Origin of the sequence: Paraburkholderia sp. SIMBA_027 (assembly GCF_046535315.1) — a bacterium.
Taxonomy (GTDB): Bacteria; Pseudomonadota; Gammaproteobacteria; order Burkholderiales; family Burkholderiaceae; genus Paraburkholderia; species Paraburkholderia tropica.
Window position 1 is genome coordinate 1 of sequence record NZ_JAWRWY010000829.1, and the last position, 263, is coordinate 263.

Consider the following 263-nt stretch of genomic DNA (forward strand, 5'->3'; position numbering starts at 1 on the left):
CTGGTATGCGGCGTCCTGCTCGGCCTGCGAAGATACGTGGGCGCCTGGGTCTATACGGCCGTCCTCGTCGCAACCGCCGTCTGGGCTGTCTGGGAAGTCGGTCTGGACGGATGGTCAATGATCCCGCGTCTCATTGCTCCGGCTGTGCTCGGCATCTGGATCTGGTCGCCTTGGGTCGCCGGCCGCCTCGGACCGATCGGTCGCGGCCGGCTTTGGCAGTGGGCAAATATCGGATTTTCGTTGGCCGTGATCGTGTTTGTCGT

At 63.9% G+C, this 263-nt stretch carries 1 pseudogene; it reads left to right on the plus strand.

Annotated elements, in window-relative coordinates:
* Positions 1–263 (plus strand): annotated as a pseudogene (locus SB764_RS41385) (hypothetical protein); the annotation flags it as partial.